The sequence below is a fragment of the Clostridium sp. genome (assembly GCF_032552055.1).
In the GTDB taxonomy this organism is placed as follows: domain Bacteria; phylum Bacillota; class Clostridia; order Clostridiales; family Clostridiaceae; genus Clostridium.
The window spans coordinates 1-1,894 of the sequence record NZ_JAWGSV010000383.1; the positions used below are offsets into that span (position 1 = coordinate 1).

The 1,894-nt window shown below is 28.4% G+C and carries 2 protein-coding genes; both read right to left on the reverse strand.

What is annotated here, in order from left to right:
• Positions 1 to 43 precede the first annotated feature (43 nt).
• Positions 44 to 808 (reverse strand): 4Fe-4S binding protein, encoded by a 765-nt coding sequence (locus E6248_RS15750; protein ID WP_316341713.1) that lies wholly within the window; start codon positions 806 to 808, stop codon positions 44 to 46.
• A gap of 69 nt (positions 809 to 877) precedes the next feature.
• Positions 878 to 1,894, reverse strand: a 1,017-nt coding sequence (locus tag E6248_RS15755) for an oxidoreductase (protein WP_316341714.1), incomplete at its 5' end; no start/stop codon positions are given.

Below are 1,894 nucleotides of genomic sequence, written 5' to 3' on the forward strand. Positions count from 1 at the left end.
ATACAATTTTTTAAGTTTATGTATTATTCATTTTTTCAATAACCTATAAAAAAAGTTCATTCATTTTTCTTTCAGAACATACATTTTCTAATTTTTTTGAAATTGCCAATAATGACTCTTTATTTACACTTCGAGATTTACTTGGACAAATAGATACGCAACGCATGCAGGAAATACATCTTTCTTTTTCTACCAATGTTGGATTTTCTTTTGAAATGGCATTAACTGGACACTTTATAGCACATAGTCCACATTTCTTACATCCTTCTCTTACTTCTGGAATTAAAGGAATAACTTTATATTCTTTATAGGGATTATTCCCCGGTACATATAAATCTTTAGTATCCTTTACCTCTTTTAAAACTTCTTTAATCTTATCAGAGAATTTTATCAATTCTTCTTTATCTTGTAAATCTGGTCTACCAGTAGCAAATTGATGCATAATGGAATGTTCTGTAACTGCAGCAATTGCTGCAATGCTGACAAATCCTAATATTGTTAATGTATCTTTCAATTCTAATAATACATCTTCATATGCTCTATTCCCGTATGTTGCTACTAAAATTACTTTTGAACCATTTCCATTTAGTTTCTTAATATTAGACATTGCTACCATTGGAACACGCCCACCAAAAGATGGAATTGCTATAATACAAAGATCTTTTTTGCTAAAGATAAATTTTGAGAAATCTTCTATTGCATTTGACAAATCTAATTCTATTCTTTCATAATCAAATTGCTTACTTATTAAATCTGCTACTTTTTTAGTTCCACCTGTAGGACTAAAATAAATTTCAAACACTTTCATATATTCTATATCTCCCATCTAAATTTAACTCTATCTATTATTCTATACAACCTATCTTTATTTCGCATTTTAAAACAAATTCTTTATTCCCTCTTCTAGTATTTGAAGCTGTAATAAGGTTTCTTCATCTTTAATTTTCTTTTCTTTATTATTTACTATAGTCTCATATAAATCATCATATACTCTTCCATAATCACCATTTACAGACTTAACTTTTTCCTCATGAATTGTACCTTCTTCATCTACATAAGTTAAAGTTCCATAGTGTTCAAAGGAGTCTATTCCAAAGTCTTTATTAGTAGGCATATAAAACATTTTTAAATGTTCTTCTTGTCTATCCTTACCTTCTTTTACAAAGGAGCCTTTCTTACCATAAACTATAAAACTTGGTCTTGGTTTTATTCTAAAGTAACTAGATTTAACTGAAACTTTTAAATTTCCATAGTATAAATCTAAATCAAAGTAATCATTCATTCTACCTTTACCTAAAAGTTGTCTGACGTCATAATTAATATTATCTGGTTTGCCAAAATAACTTATAACTTGATCTAAAGTATGACATCCATGTCCGTATAAAAATGACCCATAAGGTGAAAATACTTTTGTTCCTTCAGGTGTCTCAGGTCTAAAATAATCAAAATGCATTTCTAATTCTAATAAATCACCAAGTTTTCCACTTTCTATTACTTTCTGAACCGTTAGAAAATCACTATCAAACCTTCTGTTTTGGTATGCTTGAACTATTAATCCTTTTGATTTTGCTAAATCAAATATTTCCTTAGCTTCTTTATATGTTTCCATAAAAGGCTTTTCTACTAAACAATGCTTATCATTTTCTAATACTAGCTTAGCATAGTTGTAATGGCTATCTTGCATAGTGCAAATAACAATTAACTGTATTTCCTCATCCTTTAATAACTCATCTAAATTAGAAGTATAGTTAACTCCCTCTATTCTATCCCAAGCTTCATTATTAGGATTTCTTTGATAAATAGTCTTTACCCTTATATTTTCCCTTTGTAATACAAAAGGCAGATGATATCTATTAGTACTCTTTCCATTTCCTATATATCCAATTGTAAGCAT

What these genes read in the sequence shown, in the direction of transcription:
- E6248_RS15750 (WP_316341713.1), bottom strand. Translation starts at nt 808, where the DNA reads ATGAAAGTGTTTGAAATTTATTTTAGTCCTACAGGTGGAACTAAAAAA.